Origin of the sequence: Streptomyces sp. NBC_00454 (genome assembly GCF_041434015.1) — a bacterium.
Classification (GTDB): domain Bacteria; phylum Actinomycetota; class Actinomycetes; order Streptomycetales; family Streptomycetaceae; genus Streptomyces.
Genome location: NZ_CP107907.1, coordinates 2,047,425 through 2,066,932, shown reverse-complemented (window position 1 = coordinate 2,066,932; position 19,508 = coordinate 2,047,425). Strand labels below are relative to the sequence as shown.

General features: G+C 73.6%; 18 protein-coding genes and 1 riboswitch. Of the genes, 8 read left to right on the top strand and 10 right to left on the bottom strand.

Going from position 1 to position 19,508, the window contains the following annotated elements; genetic code table 11:
• Window positions 1-5: 5 nt before the first annotated feature.
• Window positions 6-218 (bottom strand): sulfur carrier protein ThiS, encoded by a 213-nt coding sequence (thiS, locus tag OHU74_RS09600; protein WP_371615495.1) that lies wholly within the window; start codon window positions 216-218, stop codon window positions 6-8.
• The gene (thiO, locus tag OHU74_RS09595; protein ID WP_371615494.1) at window positions 215-1,414 is read right to left on the bottom strand and encodes a glycine oxidase ThiO; all 1,200 of its coding nucleotides are present in this window, start codon (window positions 1,412-1,414) and stop codon (window positions 215-217) included. Before thiO ends, thiS begins: the two co-directional genes overlap by 4 nt.
• Window positions 1,412-1,524, bottom strand: a riboswitch (TPP riboswitch). Its footprint overlaps the gene before it by 3 nt.
• Before the next feature lie 137 nt (window positions 1,525-1,661).
• Here thiO and OHU74_RS09590 point away from each other — a divergent pair.
• From OHU74_RS09590 to OHU74_RS09570, 5 genes are all read left to right on the top strand, one after another.
• A complete protein-coding gene (locus OHU74_RS09590; protein WP_371615493.1) occupies window positions 1,662-2,894 on the top strand; it encodes an NAD(P)/FAD-dependent oxidoreductase in 1,233 nt (410 codons plus the stop codon).
• 136 nt (window positions 2,895-3,030) lie between these two features.
• Window positions 3,031-3,396, top strand: a complete 366-nt coding sequence (locus OHU74_RS09585; protein ID WP_266630041.1) for an Rv2175c family DNA-binding protein — start codon at window positions 3,031-3,033, stop codon at window positions 3,394-3,396.
• Window positions 3,397-3,519: 123 nt separating this feature from the next.
• Window positions 3,520-4,170, top strand: coding sequence for a thiamine phosphate synthase (thiE, locus tag OHU74_RS09580; RefSeq protein WP_330295995.1), 651 nt, complete (start codon window positions 3,520-3,522; stop codon window positions 4,168-4,170).
• Between the two features lie 156 nt (window positions 4,171-4,326).
• A complete protein-coding gene (metF, locus tag OHU74_RS09575; RefSeq protein ID WP_330295994.1) occupies window positions 4,327-5,241 on the top strand; it encodes a methylenetetrahydrofolate reductase [NAD(P)H] in 915 nt (304 codons plus the stop codon).
• A 52-nt stretch (window positions 5,242-5,293) separates the two neighbouring features.
• Complete coding sequence (locus OHU74_RS09570; protein WP_371615492.1) at window positions 5,294-6,232, top strand: hypothetical protein; 939 nt, start codon at window positions 5,294-5,296, stop codon at window positions 6,230-6,232.
• A gap of 28 nt (window positions 6,233-6,260) precedes the next feature.
• Here the strand turns inward: OHU74_RS09570 and OHU74_RS09565 are convergent, their stop codons facing one another.
• From OHU74_RS09565 to OHU74_RS09545, 5 genes are all read right to left on the bottom strand, one after another.
• Window positions 6,261-7,670, bottom strand: a complete 1,410-nt coding sequence (locus OHU74_RS09565) for a phytoene desaturase family protein (RefSeq protein ID WP_371615491.1) — start codon at window positions 7,668-7,670, stop codon at window positions 6,261-6,263.
• 10 nt (window positions 7,671-7,680) lie between these two features.
• Entirely contained in the window at window positions 7,681-8,295 is a 615-nt protein-coding gene (locus tag OHU74_RS09560; RefSeq protein ID WP_371615490.1) for a DUF4126 domain-containing protein, read from the bottom strand.
• 70 nt (window positions 8,296-8,365) lie between these two features.
• Complete coding sequence (locus OHU74_RS09555; RefSeq protein ID WP_330295990.1) at window positions 8,366-8,767, bottom strand: DUF3040 domain-containing protein; 402 nt, start codon at window positions 8,765-8,767, stop codon at window positions 8,366-8,368.
• A 332-nt stretch (window positions 8,768-9,099) separates the two neighbouring features.
• Window positions 9,100-9,858, bottom strand: a complete 759-nt coding sequence (locus OHU74_RS09550) for a class I SAM-dependent methyltransferase (RefSeq protein ID WP_371615489.1) — start codon at window positions 9,856-9,858, stop codon at window positions 9,100-9,102.
• A 97-nt stretch (window positions 9,859-9,955) separates the two neighbouring features.
• Window positions 9,956-10,498 (bottom strand): SAV_6107 family HEPN domain-containing protein, encoded by a 543-nt coding sequence (locus tag OHU74_RS09545; RefSeq protein ID WP_371615488.1) that lies wholly within the window; start codon window positions 10,496-10,498, stop codon window positions 9,956-9,958.
• A gap of 208 nt (window positions 10,499-10,706) precedes the next feature.
• On the opposite strand from OHU74_RS09545, the gene OHU74_RS09540 reads away from it, so the two are divergent.
• Genes OHU74_RS09540 through OHU74_RS09530 form a run of 3 tightly spaced genes read left to right on the top strand, consistent with a single transcriptional unit; the run spans window position 10,707 to window position 14,352 of the window.
• Window positions 10,707-11,627 (top strand): ATP-binding cassette domain-containing protein, encoded by a 921-nt coding sequence (locus tag OHU74_RS09540; RefSeq protein ID WP_371615487.1) that lies wholly within the window; start codon window positions 10,707-10,709, stop codon window positions 11,625-11,627.
• The gene (locus OHU74_RS09535; protein WP_371615486.1) at window positions 11,599-13,683 is read left to right on the top strand and encodes a YhgE/Pip family protein; all 2,085 of its coding nucleotides are present in this window, start codon (window positions 11,599-11,601) and stop codon (window positions 13,681-13,683) included. Before OHU74_RS09540 ends, OHU74_RS09535 begins: the two co-directional genes overlap by 29 nt.
• Window positions 13,684-13,719: 36 nt before the next feature.
• Complete coding sequence (locus tag OHU74_RS09530) at window positions 13,720-14,352, top strand: TetR/AcrR family transcriptional regulator (RefSeq protein ID WP_371615485.1); 633 nt, start codon at window positions 13,720-13,722, stop codon at window positions 14,350-14,352.
• Window positions 14,353-14,668: 316 nt separating this feature from the next.
• Here the strand turns inward: OHU74_RS09530 and OHU74_RS09525 are convergent, their stop codons facing one another.
• Genes OHU74_RS09525 through OHU74_RS09515 form a run of 3 tightly spaced genes read right to left on the bottom strand, consistent with a single transcriptional unit; the run spans window position 14,669 to window position 19,502 of the window.
• On the bottom strand, window positions 14,669-17,089 hold the full coding sequence (locus OHU74_RS09525) for a transglutaminaseTgpA domain-containing protein (protein WP_371615484.1): 2,421 nt from the start codon (window positions 17,087-17,089) through the stop codon (window positions 14,669-14,671).
• Complete coding sequence (locus OHU74_RS09520; protein ID WP_371615483.1) at window positions 17,086-18,492, bottom strand: DUF58 domain-containing protein; 1,407 nt, start codon at window positions 18,490-18,492, stop codon at window positions 17,086-17,088. Before OHU74_RS09520 ends, OHU74_RS09525 begins: the two co-directional genes overlap by 4 nt.
• The gene (locus OHU74_RS09515; protein WP_330295982.1) at window positions 18,492-19,502 is read right to left on the bottom strand and encodes a MoxR family ATPase; all 1,011 of its coding nucleotides are present in this window, start codon (window positions 19,500-19,502) and stop codon (window positions 18,492-18,494) included. The genes OHU74_RS09520 and OHU74_RS09515 overlap by 1 nt, the downstream gene beginning before the upstream one ends.
• Window positions 19,503-19,508: the final 6 nt, after the last annotated feature.

Below are 19,508 nucleotides of genomic sequence, written 5' to 3'. Positions count from 1 at the left end.
TTCGGTCAGCCTCCCTGGACCGCGGTGAGGATTTCGACGCGGTCGCCGTCTTCCACGCGGGTGTGGAGCCACTGGCCGCGCGGGACCACCGTCTCGTTGAGGGCCGCCGCGACCCCCTTGGTGGCCTGGGTGAGGGTGGCGACGACCGTGGCGAGCACGGTGCCGGCCGCGATCTCGCGCGGTTCGCCGTTGACGGAGACGGATACGGAGTGGGTCATGCGTACGACTCCTGTCGTGTGAGGGCGAAGCGGCGCGGGGTGAAGGGGCGTGCGATCTCCGGCAGTTCGCCGGTGGTCAGCAGCTCCGCCATGACGTCCCCGGTCAGTGGGGTCAGCAGGACCCCGTTGCGGTAGTGCCCGGTGGCCAGGTGCAGGCCCGGGAGGTCGGTCGGGCCCAGGAGCGGGGCGTTGTCCGGGGAGCCGGGGCGCAGGCCGGCCAGGGTCTCCACGAGGGGGAGTTCCGTGATGCCGGGGACCAGCTCGTGGGCGTCGCGCAGGAGCTCGTAGACCCCGCCCGCGGTGACGGTGGTGTCCCAGCCGAGTTCCTCGCTGGTGGCGCCGATGACCAGTTCGCCGTTCTCGCGCGGCACCAGGTAGACGTGGCTGCCGCGCACGACGGCCCGTACGGTCCGGGAGAGGAACGGCGCGTACGCAGGTGGCACCTTGAGCCGGAGCACCTGCCCCTTCACGGGCCGTACGGGGGCCACGACCCCGGGCGGTACGCCGTCGAGGCGGCCGCTGAGCGAGCCCGCCGCCAGGACCACCTGGTCGGCGAGCAGCTCCGTGGCCGCGGCGTCGTCGAGCACCGCGCCGGTGGCCCGGTCGGCGCCGGTCAGCAGTCGGGATGCGGCCGCCCGGTGGAAGTCGACTCCGGCGCGTTCGCAGGCGGCGAGCAGCGCCGCCGCGAGCCGGCGGGGGTCGACCTGGTGGTCGCCGTCCACGCGCAGGCCGCCGCGTACGCCGGGGGCCAGCATCGGCTCCAGGCGGCGGCACTCGCGGCCGGTCAGCCACTGCGAGTCCAGGCCGCAGCGGCGCTGGAGGGCGTGCAGTTCCCGCAGGTGGAGGCGGTCGTCGGCGTCGAGGGCGACGGCGAGGGTGCCGCAGGCGCGGTAGCCGATGTCCAGGCCGCCGCTGGCTTCGGTGAGTTCGTCGGCGAACTGCGGGTAGCGGGCGGCGGAGGCGAGGTTCAGCCCGAGCAGGGTCTCCTCGCCGTAGTGCAGCTCGGTGACGGCGGCGAGCATGCCCGCCGCGACCTGTGCCGCGCCGCCGCCGGGCGCCGGGTCGGCCAGCGCGGTGCGCAGTCCGAGCCGGGCCGCCCGCCAGGCGGTGACCAGGCCGATGATGCCGCCCCCGATGACGAGGACGTCGTAGCCGGAACTCCGGCTCTTCCTGGATGAGTGCACGTTTGAGTGCATGGGCGTCCAGCCCCTCCCTTCGCCGGCATGACCCGGATCAGGTTCGGACGGTCGGAGGCCGGCCAGCCTCCCTCTCAGCCCGGTGCGCCCGGACTCCCGCGATAGGTTCGGTGGCCAGAGTAGCGCCGAGCCCGACGGCCGGGTAAGGCTGCCTCCCCGAGCCGGGCGCAGCCGGCTGCCCGGGCCGGGCGCAGTCGAACCCGGCCCCCTATTCCTGACGGACCGTCAGATGATTAGGGTGGGCCGGGTGAGCGAGCAGACGGAACACAGCGAACACACCGGGCCCGGCGTCGTCATCGTCGGCGCCGGAATGGCCGGGGTCCAGACCGCGGTGGCCCTCCGGGAACAGGGCTGGACCGGCCCCGTCACCCTCCTGGGAGCCGAACCCCACCAGCCCTACGACCGGCCCCCGCTCTCCAAGGCGGTGCTCCTCGGCAAAGCCGAGGACTCGGCCTTCGACGTCGACTTCGAGGGCCTCGGCATCGAGCTCCGGCTCGGCGTCGAGGTCACCGCGGTGCGGGCCGCCGACCACGAGGTGGACACCGGGACCGGCCCGGTCCCCTACGAGGTCCTCGTGCTGGCCACCGGAGCCCAGCCGCTGACCCTGCCCGGCGCCGAGGGGATCCCGGGCGTGCACCTGCTGCGCACCCTGGACGACGCGGCCCGGCTGCGGCCCGTGCTGGCCTCCGGGTCGGCGGTGGTGGTCGTCGGTGCGGGCTGGATCGGCGCGGAGTTCGCCACGGCGGCCCGCGAGGCGGGCTGCGCGGTGACCGTGGTCGAGGCGGCCGACCGGGTCCTGGCGGGCGCGCTGCCGGCCGAGGTCGCCGAGCCCATGGGGCGCTGGTACGCGCAGGCGGGCGCCGAGCTGCTGACCGGCGCCCGGGTGGCCTCGGTCGAGGCGGGCCGGGTGCTGCTGGCGGACGGGCGCTCGCTGGAGGCGGGCGCGGTGGTCGTCGGCATCGGGGCCCGCCCGGCCACGGGCTGGCTGGCCGGGTCGGGGATCGAGCTGGGCCCCGACGGCGCGGTCGTCGCCGACGAGCACCTGCGCACCTCCCTGCCCGGGGTGTACGCGGTGGGGGACTGCGCCTCGTTCCCGTCCGGGCGCTACGGGGCACGGCTGCTGGTGCACCACTGGGACAACGCCCTGCAGGGGCCGCGGGCGGTGGCCGCGGACATCGTGGCCGCCGGCTCCGGGGACCAGCCCTACGACCCGGTCCCGTACTTCTGGTCGGAGCAGTTCGGCCGCTTCGTCCAGTACGCGGGCCACCACGGGGACTCCGACACGATGCTGTGGCGCGGAGACCCGGCGGCCGACACCTGGTCGGTGTGCTGGCTGCGGGAGGGCAGCCTGGCCGCGGTCCTCGCGGTGGGCCGCCCGCGCGACCTGGCCCAGGGCCGGCGCCTGATCGAGTCGGGCGCGGCCGTGGACCCGGCCAAGGTCGCAGACCCGGCGGTCGCGCTGAAATCGGCGGTGGCCTGACCGGTCGGAGAGCCGGGTGGGGAACCAGGGCGGGGGCCCGGCGGGGGTCGAGCGGGGGCCCGGTGGGAGCCGGGGCGGGCCCCGGACGGGGCCGCTCGGGTACCGGCAGTCAGTCCGAGATGGCAGGCTTGTGTCCGTGACCGAGATTGACGCAAAGATCGATGCCCTTGTCCCCGCCTGGCTGTACCTCCCCGACATCGCGGAGATGCTCGACATCGAAGTGACCAAGGTTCGCCAGCTGGTCAAGGAAGGTCAGCTGCTCGCGGTGCGCCGCGGCGAGAACCGTTCCCTCCAGGTCCCCGCGGCCTTCATCGACGGGGACAAGATCGTCAAGGGCCTCGTCGGCCTGCTGACCGTGCTCCGCGACGACCGCTTCACCGACGCGGAGATCCTGGAGTGGCTGTTCACCGCAGACGACAGCCTGCCCGGCACCCCCGTGCAGGCGCTGAGCGAGAATCGCGGCACGGAGGTGAAGCGCCGCGCTCAGGCGCTCGCCCTCTGACCCGATCCCGCACGACCTGACATCGCAGTACGCGCAGCGCAGCGCAATGCCACCCGCGGTGTGCGGGCCCCGACCCGGGGCCCGCACACCGCGTACGTACGAGACACCACCCCGGGGGTACCCATGTCCGCCATCGCCGCCCAGCTGTCCGATGCCCGGCTCTACCTGTGCACGGACGCCCGCCGGCGGCAGGGCGACCTCCCCGAGTTCCTCGACGCCGTCCTCGCCGGGGGTGTGGACATCGTCCAGCTCCGCGACAAGGGCATGGAGGCGGCCGAGGAGCTGGAGCACCTCCAGGTCTTCGCCGACGCGGCCCGCCGCCACGGCAAGCTGCTCTCCGTCAACGACCGCGCCGACGTCGCGCACGCCATCGGCACCGACGTGCTGCACCTGGGCCAGGGCGACATCCCGGTGCCCGCCGCCCGAGCCATCCTCGGCGGCGAGGTCCTCATCGGACGCTCCTGCCACTCCGAGGCCGAGGTGGACGCGGCCGCCGCCGAGCCCGGCGTGGACTACTTCTGCACCGGCCCCTGCTGGCCCACCCCCACCAAACCCGGCCGCCACGCCCCCGGCCTCGACCTGGTCCGCCACGCGGCCTCGCTCGCCCAGGACCGGCCGTGGTTCGCCATCGGCGGGATCGACGCGTCCAACCTGGACGAGGTGCTCGACGCCGGAGCCTCCCGCGTCGTGGTCGTCCGGGCCCTCACCGAGGCCTCCGACCCCGGCGCCGCCGCCGCAGACCTCGCCAAGCGGGTCCGCGCCCGGCTCGGCTAGCGGATCCCGGCAGCCAGCCAGCCAGCCAGCCCGCCCGCCCGGCCGTCCGCCCCGACGGCCCCCGGCAGCCCCCGTCACCCGATCGGCTGTCTCATTTTCGCGTCCAGTCCGTGGACACCGCTTCGGCGTCCACCGGACCCCGTCTAACCTCCCCATATGGCCCTTGGTACCTCTTCCACCTGGTCGGATCGCGCACATACGGTCCGAGACCTCCTCGCGTCCGGGCGCTCGTACTCCTTCGAGTTCTGGGCACCAAAGAGCGAGAAGGGCGAGCGCAACCTCTGGAACGCGCTGCGCCGGGTCGAGGCGGTCGCCCCGAGCTTCGTCTCCGTCACCTACGGAGCCGGCGGCTCCACCCGCGGCGGCACCGTACGGGCCACCGAGCAGATCGCCGCGGACACCACGCTGACCCCCGTCGCGCACCTCACCGCGGTCGACCACTCGATCGCCGAGCTGCGCAACGTCATCGGCCAGTTCGCCGACGCCGGCATCCGCAACATGCTCGCCCTGCGCGGGGACCCGCCGGGCGACCCGATGGGCGAGTGGGTCGCGCACCCCGAGGGCGTGCACTACGCGGCCGACCTGGTCCGGCTGCTCAAGGAGTCCGGCGACTTCTGCGTCGGCGTCGCGGCCTTCCCCGAGATGCACCCGCGCTCGGCGGACTGGGACACGGACATCCGGCACTTCGTGGACAAGTGCCGCGCGGGCGCCGACTATGCGATCACCCAGATGTTCTTCGATCCGGAGCACTATCTGCGGCTGCGCGACAGCGTCGAGAAGGCGGGCTGCGACACCCCGATCATCCCCGAGTGCATGCCTGTTGTGGGCATCAAGCAGCTCGACCGGCTCCCGCAACTCAGCAACGCAGTCTTCCCCGCGGCCGTGAAAGAGCGCATGCTCGCCGTCAAGGACGATCCGGCCGCTGTACGCTCCATTGGCATCGAGTTCGCCACGGAGTTCTGCGCGCGGCTGCTGTCCGAGGGTGTCCCGGGGCTGCACTTCATCACGCTGAACAATTCCACGGCGACTCTCGAAATCTACGAGAACCTGGGCCTGCACCAGCGGGCCTGATCGGCCGGCCCCCGATTCCTGGGCGGTCGTCCGCACCGAGAGGGGCCCATGCATGGGAATGACGGTCCTCTACATCGCGTTCGGTTTCGTCGCGTTGTGGCTGCTTGCCGAGGTCCTGATGCAGTACAAGGCCCGGCTGCGCTGGCGCCTGCTCGCCTTCGCCGGCTTCCTCGCCGTCGTGGCGGGCGTCGCACTGCCGTCGGTGGTCGTCATCGCCGCCGGTGCGGGTGCGTTCGCCGTCGGCCAGACGCTGGTGACCCTCTCCTTCCGCAAGGGCTTCGTGGCCGGCTGGGCGCTGCGCCGGGGCAAGGCGCCCGCCGCCGCCCCGCAGACGAACCGGCGCCGCCGCGCTGCGGGCGGAGCGCGCCCGGAACCGGCGCTCCAGGTGACGGCCCTGGAGTACGGGCCCGAGTCCGGGTTCGACGCGGACGCGGACGGCGATGCCGATGCCGTGGATTCCGGCCGCTTCGAGGAGACGGCTTCCGCAGCCCGGTCCGCGGACGGGGCCGACGCCCAGTTCTACGCCGCGCAGCCGGTGCCCGAGGAGACCGGCTCGTACGGGATCCAGAGCTTCGAGACCGCCTCCTTCGCCTCGCCGTTCGCGGCGCCGGAGCAGGACGCCCACCAGTACGCGGCGTACTACGACCCGCAGGGCCAGGGCGGTTACGACTACACCACCGGCTACCCGGCCCCCGGCGAGCCGCAGGTCTACGCCGCCTACTCGGACCCGTACATCGGCACCGGCGGCGCCGTGGCCCCGCAGCAGCCGTACGAGTACCCCCAGTCCGGCGGCTACACCGGCTACCCGGACTACACCCCCGACCCGTACGCGGCCGCGCAGCAGCAGTACTCCATGGACACCCCGCCCGGCGGGGTCTGGGTCCCGCAGCAGCGGTCCACCGACGGGGCGGGAGCCCAGCCCTACCCGGCGCAGGAGCAGCCGCAGTACCCGTACCAGGGCACGGGCGAGTACGACCAGTACCGCTACTGACCCCGGCCGCCGACCGCCGGCCGCGCTCCTACCGCGAGCCGCGGAACTCCGCGCCCTCCACGATCAGTCCGGCGACCAGGGCCCCCGTCATCCCGGCGTGCGCCAGCCCGCCGCCGGGATGGGCCCAGCCGCCGGCCAGGTACAGCCCGGGCAGCGTCGTCGAGTTGGCGGGGTAGAGCCCGCGGCCGCCGGCTCCCGCGAGGGCCGGCGGGGGCACCGAGCCGCCCGCGGCGCCCGTGGCCGCCTCCACGTCGGCCGGGCTCTGCGCCCGCTGCCACAGCAGCCGCTCGTGCAGGTCCGGGACCGTCCGCGCGGCCAGGTCCAGCAGGTCCCGCGGGTCCGCTCCGGCCCCCGGCGCGCACACCGTGCTCACGGTGACGGCCTCGTGGTCCGCGTCCGGCCGGGTGGCGGGATCGTCGGGGCGCAGTACGGTCACGAGCGCGCCGGGGGAGTGGACCAGGGTCCGGTGCACGGCATCGCCGGTGCGGGGCCCGCGCAGGGCGAGGAAGAGCGTGTGGCGGCTCGCCACCCCGTCGCCCCGGGTCGGGACGGCCCCCGGTGCGGACTCCACGCCCAGCAGCCGCGGGTCCACCCCGCAGACCACGTGGTCGGCCTCCACCGAGGATCCGTCGGCCAGCAGCAGGCCGGCCGCCCGGCCCTCCCGGACCAGGACTTCCCGCACTGCGGCGCCGAACTCGAAGGCCACCTTCCGCTCCAGGCACCGCTCGTACACGGCGGTGGCCAGCTCCCGCATCCCGCCGCGCACGTACCAGCTGCCGAAGGTCTGCTCCATGTAGGGCAGCACCGCCGCCGAGGCGGGCGCGGTGGCCGGATCGATCCCGTACGAGCGCACGCGCGCGGCCAGCAGATCGCCGGGGCCGTCGCCGCCGAGCTCGCGCGCGGCGACCTCGGCCAGGGTCGGCGGGCGGCGGCGCAGCAGCCCGCTGCCGCGCAGCGCGGGGTACGGGTCGTGGCCCAGGACCTCCCAGTCGGGGCGCAGCGGCTCTTCCAGCAGGGGGCGGCGGGTGGCGTCCCAGGCGTCCCGGGCGCGGCCCAGGACCGCGCTCCAGCGGTCCCCGGCGCCCGGCCCGAAGGCCTCGTCGAGGACGGCGGCGGCGCCGCCGTGCGAGCCGCCCGGGAGGGTGACCGTGCGGCCGTCCGCCAGGACGTGGCGGACGGCCGGGTCGAGCTGGACCAGTTCGGCGCACTCCTCCAGGGGGCGCTTGCCGGTCTTGACGAAGAGGTCGCGGTAGACGGCGGGCAGGTGCAGCAGTCCAGGGCCGGTGTCGAAGGCGAAGCCGTCCCGCTCGTACCGTCCGACGGCGCCGCCGTAGGTCGCCGAGCGCTCGTACACCGTCACCCGGTGCCCCGCCACGGCCAGCCGGGCCGCCGTCGCCATCGCGCCCATCCCGGCGCCGATCACCGCAATTCGTGCCATGGCGCAGAGCCTATCGAGCGACCCGGGCCACTTCGGAGGCGAGTCTCTTCTCCTCGCGGCGCTGGGCGCGGCGGCGCCGGAAGCGGCGGATCTTGGCCCAGAGGTAGATCAGCAGGGCGAGCCCGATGATCAGCAGGACGGCGCAGATGACCGCGGCGGCCTGCGGGTTGAACATGGCGAAGGTGACGATGCCGCCCACGCCGAGGTCCTCGGCGGTGCTCATGACGATGTTGCTGAACGGCTCCGGCGAGGTGTTGATCGCCATCCGGGTGCCGGCCTTGACGAAATGGCTGGCCAGCGCGGTGGAGCCGCCGACCGCACCGGCGGCGATGTCGGAGAGCGAACCGCTCTGCCCGGCCAGCAGCGCACCGACCACGGCCCCGGACACCGGGCGGATCACGGTGTGCACCGTGTCCCAGACCGAGTCCACATAAGGGATCTTGTCGGCCACGGCCTCGCAGAGGAACAGCACCGCGGCCACGATCAGCACGTCGGTGCGCTGCAGGGAGGCGGGGACCTCGTCGGTCAGGCCGGTCGCGCCGAAGATGCCGAGCAGCAGGACCACGGCGTACGCGTTGATCCCGCTGGCCCAGCCGCTGGTGAAGACCAGGGGGAGCACACTCATCGGCTCATCATGGACCAGAGAGGGGACGGGCGCCTTCCGGCACCCGTCCCCTCACCCGAGTCTGTGGGGCTCACTGCCCCTGATCGTCACGGCGGCGCTGCCACCGGTCCTCGATACGGGTCATCATCGACCGACGCTGCCGGTTCTGGCCTTGGGCCGAACCGCCTGCACTACCGGAGGCGGGCTGCTCACCAGGCTTGGGTGCCTTGCGCCAACCGGTGACCACGAGGACCGTACAGCCCAGCATGACGAGGAATCCCACCACACTGATCCAAAGCACGTTCGGCACGATCACACCGGTCATAAGGAGCGCGACACCCACCACGATGCCTGCGACTGCCTGGTAGACCCGTCGCCGGGTGTACGTGCGCAGTCCGCTTCCCTCAAGCGCTGTAGCGAATTTGGGATCTTCGGCGTACAGCGCTCGCTCCATCTGCTCGAGCATTCGCTGCTCGTGCTCCGAGAGCGGCACGGGAGTCCTCCTCATCCGTCGGTCGCGGGGGGCAGCGACCAGGGGTCCCCTTCAGGATAGGCGGGGAACCGCCCCCGTGATACCCGCCCTCTACGCCGCGTTCTAAAAAACACTGCCTAAAAAAACACTGCCCGAAAAAACTACCTTTCCGGGGGAAGCTCAGTCCTGTCTCAAGCATGCGTCGCGCCAAGCCGTACCGCCCTGCGAGCGGCTCTGAGGGCGTTATTCCCCAGAGGTCCGCTCGGCATGCCGGTCACTGACCCCGATCATACGGGTCACACCATCGATTCGGAGGGTGAGTGACGCACCGCGTGCTTCGGAAGGTTCGCAGATCAGGCGGGCTTCTCGCCGAGCACGTGCAGCTGCGTGGCGATCGCGTGGAAGGCGGGCAGCTCGGCGGCGGCCTCCTCCAGGCGCAGCAGGGCCTCGACGGCGCCCGGTTCGGTGTCCACCAGGACGCCCGGGACCAGGTCGGCGAAGACCCGGACGCCGTGCACCGAGCCGACCGTCAGGCCGGCGTCGCCGACCAGCGCGGCGAGCTGCTCGGCGGTGAAGCGGCGCGGTACCGGGTCGCCCGAGCCCCAGCGGCCGGCCGGGTCGTCGAGGGCGTTACGGGCCTCCGTGAAGTGCCCGGCCAGGGCGCGGGCCAGGACGGCCCCGCCGAGTCCGGCGCCGAGCAGGCTGAGGATGCCGCCGGGGCGCAGGGCGGCCACGGTGTTGGCCACGCCCTCGGCCGGGTCGTCCACGTACTCCAGCACGCCGTGGCAGATCACCACGTCGTAGGCGTCGCGCTCCACGACGTCGAGCAGGCCCTGCGCATCGCCCTGCACACCGCGGACCAGGTCGGCCACGCCGGCTTCGGCGACCCGGCGCTCCAGCCCGAACAGCGCGTTCGGGCTGGGGTCGACCACGGTGACCCGGTGGCCGAGGCGGGCCACCGGGACGGCGAAGTTTCCGGTGCCGCCACCCGTGTCGAGCACGTCCAGCACATCCCGCCCGGTCGCCTTCACCCGGCGGTCGAGCGCCTCCTTGAGGACCTCCCACACCACGGCGGTGCGGAGGGAGGCGCGGGGGCGGGAAGTGTCCGACACGGCTGATGGCTCCTCGGCGTAGGGGGCACGTCCCAGCGGTGGCTGGGGGAGGGTGAGCGCTCCGTGCCCACCCTATGGCCTCCGGATGCCGGGCAGGTCATCCCGCGTCCGGACGCTCCGCCCGTGGCTGCGGCAGCTGCTGCGGCGGGTCGTTCGGCGAGGCCCGCCCCACCGGCTGCCGCAGCGGGAGCATCCGCTCCACCAGGCGCAGGAACATCTCGACGGCACGCACCAGATCGTCCGCGTCCCGGCCGGTGGCCGCGCCCGCTATCCCGGCCTCGGCCCGGGCCCGGCGGGCCGCGCCGGAGGCGAAGAGCGCGCTCCACTCGGTCAGTTCGGGCGCTATCTCCGGAAGGACCTCCCACGCGCTGCGGATCCGGGGCCGGCGCCGCGGATTGGCCGGCGCGGGCCGTCCGCGCGCGGCGAGCACGGCCGCGGCCGCGCGCAGGGCCGCGAGGTGGGCGGTGGCGTACCGCTCGTTGGGCCGGGTCAGCCGGGCGGCTTCGGCCAGGCCCGCGCGGGCCTTGACGAGCAGATCGAGGGCGGCGGCAGGGTCTCCCCGCGGCGGGACCGCGGGGGAAGGCGGCGCCGGCTTCCGGGGGAGGGGGTGGACAACAGGGGACGGGGACGGTGTGGCCATGACGAACCTCCTGTCGTTGCGTGCGTGCGGTACTCCATGTCGTTGCGTCCACCCATCGTGGCGGCCCCCACTGACAATCGCGCTGACCTGCGGTTTTGCCTTCTCGGGCGGAGATGCGGAGGGGCAACTGCCCCCCGCTGCGCACCCCGTGCCGCCGGGGATGCTAGTTTTTGAACTGACTGGTCAGTTCAAAAGAAGGGGGACCGGCGTGGACAGCCCGCACGGAGCGGCCGTCAAAGCCGAGGACTTCGGACTCAAGGGCCCGCGCGGCTGGGTGTTCCGGGGCGTCGGGATCGACGCGGCGCCCGGCTCGCTCATCGCGGTCGAAGGCCCCTCCGGCAGCGGGCGGACCTGCCTGCTCCTCGCGCTCACCGGCCGTATGAAGCCCACCGAGGGGCACGCCGAGATCGGCCGCCACCGGCTGCCGAAGAAGATGGCCGCGGTCCGCCGCATCGCCGCCCTCGGCCCGGTACCCGGGGTCAACGACCTGGACCAGGCCCTCACCGTCGCCGAGCAGCTGCGCGAGGGCGCCCTGCTCCAGCGCCGCTACGACGGCCCCCTGCGCTCCCTGCTCCGCCCGCGCGGCGAGCGCCGCACCTCCACCGCGGCCCGGATCGAAGCCGCGCTGGCCGCCGCCGGACTGGACCTCGCGACCCTCCCCAAGGGCCCGCGCACCTCCGTACGCGATCTGGAACGGCTGGAATCCGTACGGCTGTCGGTCGCCATCGCCCTGCTGGGCGCGCCGCGCCTGCTGGCCCTGGACGACCTCGACCTCAAGCTCTCGGACACCGAGCGCGCCGAGGCCTGGGAGCTGCTCCGCTCGATCACCGCCCGCGGCACCACCGTCCTCGCGGTGTGCAGCCAGGCTCCGGCCGACGCGCTGATCCTGCGGACCGTCGGCGAGGAGCCGGAAGCGGAGTCCGCCGAGGAGCCCGCCGAGGAACGGCCGGTCCTGCCCCGGCCCACCGGTTCCAAGGTCACCTGGGGTGTCCCCGCAGACACCGTCACGGAGACCACCAACGAGACCGGCACCGAGACCGGCGCCGAGCCCGGCACCGACACGAAGACCGACACGAAGACCGACACGAAGGGGGACGACGATGCGCTCGCCGAAGCTGGCCGCGCTTGAGCTGAAGCGGTTCGGGCGGGGGAAGCTGCCCCGGGCCGCACTCGTCGCGCTGCTCCTGCTGCCGCTGCTCTACGGGGCGCTGTACCTGTGGTCCTTCTGGGACCCGTACAGCCGCCTCGACAAGGTGCCCGTCGCCCTCGTCAACGCCGACCAGGGCGCCACCGTGGACGGCAAGCGCATCGACGCCGGTGACGAGATCACCCGCAAACTGCACGCCAGCAAGACCTTCGACTGGCGCGAAGTGAGCGCCGAGGAGGCGGCCAAGGGCCTGGAGAACGGTACGTACTACCTCTCCCTCACCATGCCCGCCGACTTCAGCTCGAAGATCGCCTCCAGCTCCGGCGCCGACCCCGCCACCGGAGCCCTCCAGGTCCGCACCAACGACGCCAACAACTACATCGTCGGTTCGATCTCGCGCACCGTCTTCTCCGAGGTCCGCTCGGCCGCGTCCACCAACGCCTCCCGCGGATTCCTCGACAAGATCTTCGTCAGCTTCTCCGACATCCACGACAAGACCGCCGAAGCCGCGAACGGCGCCGACAAGCTCACCGACGGGGCCGGCAAGGCCCAGCAGGGAGCCAAGGACCTCGCCGACGGCCTGGACACGGCCAAGGAGAAGAACGGCGAGCTCACCGGCGGCCTGAAGAAGCTGAACGGCGCCGCCGGACAGCTGGAGACCGGGACCAAGGACATCGCGGCTGGCACCCAGCGGCTCGCCGACAAGGTCGGCGGCGTCGCCGACCAGGCCCGCCCCTTCCTCAAGGACCCCAAGCAGCTCGCGGACAGCGCCGAACTCGTCGCCGACACCGCCAAGGTCGTCAAGAACCACCTCGACACCTTCGCCAAGGCGGCCCCGGGCGCCGCCACCGTCACCCAGCGCGTCTCCACCGGCGCGGCCGACGTCTACGAGAAGACCTGCACCAAAGCCGCCCCGCCGGTGCCCGCCACCTGCCCGCAGTTGAAGAGGCTCAAGGAGGACGCCGCCGAAGGCGCCGAACTCGCGGGCGACGTCAACACCCTGGTCAAGGACTCCAACGGAGACCTCGCCACCCTGCGGGGGCAGCTCACCGACCTGGAGAACAAGGCCCGCGCCCTCGCCGCCAAGGCCCCGGTCCTCTCCTCCGACCTCGATGCCGCCGTGGCCCAGGTCGACGCCCTCAACACCGGCGCCCACAAGGTCGCCACCGGCATGGCCAAGCTGCACACCGGCCTCGGCTCCGCCACCGACGGCTCCGGCGCCATCGGCGAGGGCGTCGGCAAGCTCGGCGACGGGGCGCACAGCCTCGACGGCGGCCTGGTCAAGCTCGTGGACGGCAACGGCGAACTCGCCGGCGGCCTGCACGACGGCGTGGACCAGATCCCCGACTACGACCAGCAGCAGCGCGACGCCCGCACCCGGGTCATGGCCGACCCGGTGCAGCTCGCCAACCAGTCCCTGCACAAGGCGCCCAACTACGGCACCGGCTTCGCCCCCTACTTCATCCCGCTCTCCCTCTGGGTCGGCGCGATGGTCGCCTACATGCTGATCGCCCCGCTCAACCGGCGGGCCCTGGCCGCCGGCGCCTCGCCCTGGCGGATCGCCTTCGCCGGCTGGCTGCCCGTGGCCGGGCTCGGCGTGGCGCAGGTGGCCGCACTGATGTCCGTACTCCACTGGGGACTCGGCCTCCAGATGGCCCGGCCGGCGCTCACGATCGCCTTCCTGATGCTGGTCACCGGCTGCTTCGCCGCGATCGTCCAGTGGCTCAACGCCAAGTTCGGGGCCGCCGGACGCATCCTGGTCCTCGCCTTCCTGATGCTCCAGCTGACCTCGGCGGGCGGCACCTACCCCGTCCAGACCAGCCCCGGCTTCTTCAACGCCATCCACCCCTACCTGCCGATGTCGTACATCGTGGAGAGCCTGCGCCGCCTGATCACCGGCGGCGACCTCGCCCCGGTCTGGCAGGGCTGCGCCGTCCTCGCCGCCTTCACCGCGGGCGCCCTCGCCCTCACCGCGCTCGCCGCACGCGGCAAGCAGGTGTGGACGATGGACCGGCTGCATCCGGAACTGAGCCTGTAGCCGGTGAGGACGGGTCGACCTGTGAGAATCAGCCACATGGAAAGCAGCAGCACCGGTACGGCCGCGGGCGGCGGCCGCCGCCAGGCCACACGGCAGAAGCTCTACGAAGCGGCCGTGACACTCATCGCGGAGCAGGGCTTCTCCGCGACCACCGTCGACGAGATCGCGGAGCGGGCGGGCGTCGCGAAGGGCACCGTCTACTACAACTTCGCCAGCAAGAACGACCTCTTCGAGGAGCTGCTGCGGCACGGGGTCGGGCTGCTCACCGCATCCCTGCGGACGGCCGCGGAGTCCACCGAGGCCCGGGGCGGGACCCGGGTCGAGGCCCTCGACGAGATGATCCGGGCCGGTCTGGTCTTCATCGACCGCTACCCGGCCTTCACCCAGCTCTACGTGGCCGAACTGTGGCGGACCAACCGGACCTGGCAGTCCACCCTGATGGTGGTCCGGCGGGAGGCGGTCGCCGTCGTCGAGACGGTGCTGCGCGAGGGCGTGGAACGCGGCGAACTGAGCGCGGAGATCGACGTGCCGCTGACCGCCGCCGCACTGGTCGGAATGGTGCTGGTGGCGGCGCTGGACTGGCAGTCCTTCCAGAGCGAGCGCTCGCTGGACGACGTCCACTCGGCGCTGTCGCTGCTGCTGCGGGGCCGGGTCAGCGGAAACCGCTGACGCGGACCGCCCGCCGCGACCCGCGGGCCGTACGGGTGACCCCCGATCGGCGGTGCCGCGGGGGCGGTCGGTCCGCGTAGAACTGGTGGGGCGCCTGAGTATCCGTACCTAGACGCGGAAATGAGTACCTGCGCGGATTGGCCCAGACCTGCGCGGACGCCAGACTGGGGGCAACGGACAGGGACCCGGCCCGCACCGCCGACACGGGGCGGCAGGTGGGGACCGGGTCTCTCTGGCCGGGGGGAAACAAGACGGCTGCGCCGGGGCTCGGGGGGATCGAGCCCCGGCGTCGGCCGTTTTTCGTGCCTACAGGGCCTCAGCCCCGCCCCCGTAGCGGGATCCGGGCCCTCGCCCGGGACAGGGCGGCCGAGACCTCGGCGGCCAGGGCCGCGCGCCGGGCCGTCGCCGCCCAGCGCAGCCGGGCCGAAGAGCGCGGCAGGAACAGGGCCCGCAGCCGGGTGGCGCGGGACACCCGGGCCAGCAGGGCGGTCCGCGCCAGCAGGACGTCGGGGGCCAGGCCCTCGTACGAGGGTTCCGCGCCCGGCGGGGCGTACAGCGCACGCTCCACCGCAGCCGACACCCGCCGCACCGCCTCGGCGGCCTTCGGATCCAGCCGGCCCAGCGTCACCACCCGGTCCGCCGCACCCCGCGGGGACAGCGCCTCGTCCGGGTCGATCCCGACGTCCCACGCCGAGTCGCCCAGCTCCCGCCACGCGGACAGCACGTCGCCCGAGTCCAGCCGCCGCGACCGCAGCCGCCTGCGCCACAGGAACGGCAGGAAGGGCAGGGCCAGCAGGGCCACCGCGCCGGCCGTCCAGGCCAGGACGGTGCCCACGGACGGGCCTTGGCCCGAGCCCGCGCCCGGGGCGGCCGCGGCCGCCCCGCACTCGCCCAGCTTCTTCGCTTCCGGCGGGCAGTCCTCGGTCTCGGAGGGCCCGGCCGAGGGCTGCGCCGAACTGGCGGACGGGGCCGCGGTCGGCGCCGTCGGCCGGGACTCCGGGGCCTCGGTCCGGCTGTAGTCCGGCACCGTGATGCCCGACCGCGGAGTCGGCTCGAAGCGGGTCCAGCCCACGCCCTCGAAGTACAGCTCCGGCCAGGCGTGGGCGTCCCGCATCGAGACGTTGACACTGCCGTCCGACTGCTTCTCCCCGGGCGTGAAACCGACCGCGACCCGCGCCGGGATCCCCAGCGTGCGCGCCATCGAAGCCATCGAGAAGGCGAAGTGGACGCAGAAGCCCTCCTTGTCGGAGAGGAACTTCACGATGGCCTGCGAACCCGTACCGGAGGACACCTTCGTGTCGTAGCGGAACCCGCCGCTCACCGCGAAGTAGTCCTGGAGCTTCACCGCGCGCGAGTAGTCGTCCTTCGCGCCCTTCGTGACCTGCCGGGCCGTGTCGGCGACCACCGACGGCAGATTGTCCGGCACCTTCGTGTACTCGGCCCGGATCGCCTCGTTCGGCGCCGGCGCCTTCTGCAACTGCTCCGCCGTCGGCTTCAGCAGCAGGCTCCGCACGGTGTACTGCGCGCCCTGGGCGTTCTGGAACCGGTCCTTGCCCAGCTGGTCGCCGACGAGCGTGCGCCCGACCGGCTCGAACCGCCACTTCCCGCCGATGTCCACCTGCATCGCCGGATAGGGCATCGGCAGGTAGCGCTGCGCGTACGTCTGCGCCGAAGAGACGCTGGTGCGCACCTCGGCCGCGCCGTTGAGGATCTCGCCGCTCACCCCGGGCGGGTTCGGCAGCCGCTCCGGCACGTCCGTCAGGGGCCGCCCGGAGGCTTCCCACTTGACCCCGTTGAACTCGTCCAGCGCCAGGATCCGCAGGTACTGCTCGCTCAGCTGCGGATTGTCGGTGCGGTACTTCAGCACCACCCGGTTGTCCTGGGCGTTGAGGCTGCTCTGCAGCGAGACCAGCGGATTGACCGCCTGGATCGACGGGCCGATGCCGGTCCCGTCGCCGTCACCCCCGCCGCCCGTGCCCAGCAGTCCGCCACCCATCGCGGGCAGCAGCGCCGGCACCACCAGCGCCAGGCCCAGCGCGACCGCGCCGATCCGCCGCCCGGTGCGCACCGGGGCCACGGCCCGGCCGCCGCCGGAGACGCCGGCCGACACCCGCCCGCGCGGGGCCGCGCCGAAGACCCGGCCCCACTGCGCGAGCCGGTCGCGGCCCTCGGACAGCAGCAGCAACAGGTAGCCGCAGCCCGCCAGCAGGAACGCGAACCAGGAGGCGCCGCCGGAGCCGGAGACCGTGCCGGAGAGGCCCGCCGCCACCGAGTACAGGGCGAGCAGCGGGAGCCCGGCTGCCGCGGCCATCCGCAGTGTCACCGCCAGCAGGTCCACCAGGAGCCCGATGACCAGCACCCCGGTCACCAGCAGCAGCCGGATCCCGTCCGTCAGCGGCGCCGGGATCGCGAACTCGTTCACGTCCCGCACGCCCTGGGCGAACAGCGCGCCGAAGTCCGACACCAGGTAGGACAGCACCCCGTCGCCGGCCCCGGACCGGCCCTTGCCGCCGAAGAGCAGCATGAGCGCCAGCAGCGATACGAGGAGCTGCGCCCCCACGGTCAGCGACCGGGCCAGCGGCACCCGCCGCGCCCCGGCGCCCACCGCGCTCTGCAGCACCAGCAGGACCGCCGCCTGGGGCAGCCAGCTCCCCGTCTCCACCAGCGGGTTCAGCGACCACGCCGTGAACAGCGTCGCCAGTGCCGCGAAGACCGTCAGTCTCGCCCGCCCGCTCATCCCCAGCCCCCCGCCGAACCCGTGCTTCCGGCCTGCGCGTTCCCGGCCAGCCGCCACAGTTCCCCGAAGGCCACCCCGGGCGGGGCGGCCAGCGCCGTCCAGCCCGCGTCGCGCAGCCGGCCCAGGCGCTCGTCGAGCGGAGGCAGCCCCCGCGACATCACCGCGGAGAGCCCCGGCGGCCTCCCGGACCAGTCAGCGGAGTCCAGGACGAACGCCACGGCCCCTCCGCTGCGCCGGCACATCTTGGCCGCCAGTTCCGTTTGTACGTCGTCCAGGTCTCCGAAGAAGGCGATGAGGAGCCCGTCGCCCCCCGCTCCGCCGAAACCGCCACCGCCACCGGTGCCGCTGCCCCGGACCGCGTCGTAGGCCCGGGAGAGACCGGCGCCGTCGGAGTGGCCGACCACCGCGAGGGTGTCCATCATCAGGCCGGCCGCCTCCGCGGACTCCTGGCCGCCGGAGGTGAAGCCGCCGCCCTCGCGGGGCACGCAGTCCCCGGTGTCGGTCAGCAGCCGCACGGCGTAGCCCTGCTCCAGCAGGTGCACGAGCGCCGACGCGGTACCGGAGACGGCCCATTCGAAGGCCGAGTCGGGCCCGGCGCCCTCGTAGGCCAGGCGCCGGGTGTCCAGCAGGACGGTGGCCCGGCTGCGCTGCGGCTGCTCCTCGCGGCGCACCATCAGCTCCCCGTAGCGGGCGGTGGAGCGCCAGTGCACCCGGCGCAGGTCGTCGCCGCGCCGGTAGCCGCGCGGGATCACGTCGTCCTCGCCGGCCAGGGCCAGCGAGCGGCGGCTGCCGTCGCCGTAGCCCGAGGACTCGCCGGTGAGGCGGACCGCGGGCAGCGCTTCGGTGCGCGGTATCACCGTGAGGGTGTCGTAGGCGGAGAAGGAGCGGGTCAGCTCGACCAGCCCGAAGGGGTCGGACAGGCGCAGCTGGAGGGGGCCGAGCGGATAGCGGCCGCGCAGGTCGGAGCGGACCCGGTAGGACACCTCGCGGTGGCCGCCCGGCTCCACCCGGTCCAGGACGAAGCGGGGCCGGGGCCCGAGCACGTAGGGCACCCGGTCCTGGAGCATCAGCAGGCCGGTCGGCATCCGGGAGGTGTTGTCCAGACGCAGCTGCACCCGGGCCTCGGTGCCTGCGGGCACCCGCATCGGGCTCAGCCGGCGGCTGCCGGAGACCCGGTAGCGGGTGCGGTGCAGGGCGAGGACGCAGATCAGCGGCAGCACGGCGAGCAGCAGCCCGACCCGGAGCAGCTCGGACTGGCCCAGGAGGTACGCGCACAGCGCGGCGGCGATCCCGGCGGCCAGGAAGGACCGGCCCCGGGTGGTCAGCCCGGCCAGCGAAGCGCGCAGCCCGCCACCGTCCTCCGGGCCCCGGCCGCCACCGGCGTGCGGGGCACCGGCGCTCATCAGAAGCCCCGGATGCCCGCGCCGGGCGGGATCTCGCCGCGCGCGTGCGCGGCCGGTACGGGGGTGCGCTGGAGGATGTCGGCGACGACCTGCTCGGCGGTGCGCCGGCTCAGCTGGGCCTGCGCGGTGGGCAGCAGCCGGTGCGCGAGGACCGGGCCCGCCAGGGCCTGGACGTCGTCGGGCAGGACGTAGTCCCGGCCGGCCAGGGCGGCGGAGGCCTTCACGGCGCGCAGCAGGTGCAGGGTGGCGCGGGGCGAGGCGCCCAGGCGCAGGTCAGGGTGGCTGCGGGTGGCGCTGACCAGGTCGACGACGTAGCCGCGGACGGGCTCGGCGACGTACACCTCGCGGACGGCCTCGATGAGCTTGACCATGTCGTGGGCGTGCGCGACGGCCGTCAGGTCGTCGAGCGGGGAGAGCCCGCCGTGCACGTCGAGCATCCGCAGTTCGGCCTCGTGGCTGGGGTAGCCGACGGAGACGCGGGCCATGAACCGGTCGCGCTGGGCCTCGGGGAGGGGGTAGGTGCCCTCCATCTCCACCGGGTTCTGGGTGGCGACGACCATGAACGGGGTCGGCAGCGTGTACGTGGTGCCGTCGATGGTGACCTGGCGCTCCTCCATCGACTCCAGGAGCGCGGACTGCGTCTTGGGGGAGGCGCGGTTGATCTCGTCGCCGATGACGATCTGCGCGAAGATCGCGCCCGGCTTGAACTCGAACTCGCGGCGCTGCTGGTCGTAGATGCTGACGCCGGTGATGTCGGAGGGCAGCAGGTCCGGCGTGAACTGGATGCGCTGCACCGAGCAGTCGATGGACTTGGCGAGCGCCTTGGCCAGCATGGTCTTGCCCACGCCGGGAACGTCCTCGATGAGCAGGTGACCCTCGGCGAGCAGCACGGTCAGCGCGAGTCGGACCACTTCGGGCTTGCCCTCGATCACGCTCTCGATCGAATCCCGCACCCGCTGCGCCGTGCTCGTCAGATCCGCGAGGCTCGCTCGGTCGTCATACGTGGTCACCTGGTT

What these genes read in the sequence shown, in the direction of transcription:
- thiS (WP_371615495.1), bottom strand. Translation starts at nt 218, where the DNA reads ATGACCCACTCCGTATCCGTCTCCGTCAACGGCGAACCGCGCGAGATC.
- thiO (WP_371615494.1), bottom strand. Translation starts at nt 1,414, where the DNA reads ATGCACTCAAACGTGCACTCATCCAGGAAGAGCCGGAGTTCCGGCTAC.
- thiE (WP_330295995.1), top strand. Translation starts at nt 3,520, where the DNA reads ATGTCCGCCATCGCCGCCCAGCTGTCCGATGCCCGGCTCTACCTGTGC.
- metF (WP_330295994.1), top strand. Translation starts at nt 4,327, where the DNA reads ATGGCCCTTGGTACCTCTTCCACCTGGTCGGATCGCGCACATACGGTC.
- OHU74_RS09570 (WP_371615492.1), top strand. Translation starts at nt 5,294, where the DNA reads ATGGGAATGACGGTCCTCTACATCGCGTTCGGTTTCGTCGCGTTGTGG.
- OHU74_RS09565 (WP_371615491.1), bottom strand. Translation starts at nt 7,670, where the DNA reads ATGGCACGAATTGCGGTGATCGGCGCCGGGATGGGCGCGATGGCGACG.
- OHU74_RS09560 (WP_371615490.1), bottom strand. Translation starts at nt 8,295, where the DNA reads ATGAGTGTGCTCCCCCTGGTCTTCACCAGCGGCTGGGCCAGCGGGATC.
- OHU74_RS09545 (WP_371615488.1), bottom strand. Translation starts at nt 10,498, where the DNA reads ATGGCCACACCGTCCCCGTCCCCTGTTGTCCACCCCCTCCCCCGGAAG.
- OHU74_RS09535 (WP_371615486.1), top strand. Translation starts at nt 11,599, where the DNA reads ATGCGCTCGCCGAAGCTGGCCGCGCTTGAGCTGAAGCGGTTCGGGCGG.
- OHU74_RS09530 (WP_371615485.1), top strand. Translation starts at nt 13,720, where the DNA reads ATGGAAAGCAGCAGCACCGGTACGGCCGCGGGCGGCGGCCGCCGCCAG.
- OHU74_RS09525 (WP_371615484.1), bottom strand. Translation starts at nt 17,089, where the DNA reads ATGAGCGGGCGGGCGAGACTGACGGTCTTCGCGGCACTGGCGACGCTG.
- OHU74_RS09520 (WP_371615483.1), bottom strand. Translation starts at nt 18,492, where the DNA reads ATGAGCGCCGGTGCCCCGCACGCCGGTGGCGGCCGGGGCCCGGAGGAC.